General features: G+C 43.1%; 1 protein-coding gene. It reads right to left on the minus strand.

The genetic code is table 11. The annotated features are described in order from the left end of the window. The coding region (locus ACS8FC_RS20900) for an alpha-isopropylmalate synthase regulatory domain-containing protein (protein ID WP_439298191.1) at nt 1-517 on the minus strand (517 nt) is incomplete at both ends.

Raw genomic sequence — 517 nt, forward strand, 5'->3', positions numbered from 1 at the left:
CTCAGCGTAATTAATAACATGGATGGATTTACCCGTGTGCTGTGCAAGACCGTCGATAAACGATGATAATGGACCATTACCCGTACCATCGATATCAATGGTATCGTTATTCATCTGTACTTGGCCGCTGAAATACACCTCACCGCCTTTGTTATTGACACTATAATCTAGTAACTCAAACTTGCCTTGTTGCAAGTAGGTATTTTCAAAGGTTTGTAAAATTTCATCATTTTGCAATTCACGGGCAACCGCTTCCGCTTGCTTTTGTACCACACGGCTAAAGTCAATCTGCATCCAACGTGGTAGGTTAAAGCCATAATTACGTTGCAAGATATACGCAACACCGCCTTTGCCCGACTGGCTATTGATACGCACCACATCTTGATAGCTACGACCAATGTGCGCAGGATCAATTGGCAAATATGCCACATCCCACACGTTGTCAGTCTCAGTTTGGTTGTTTTCATTGTAATCGAGTGATTTTTTGATGGCATCTTGATGTGAGCCGCTAAAGGCG

This window comes from Psychrobacter sp. 1Y4, from assembly GCF_051847555.1.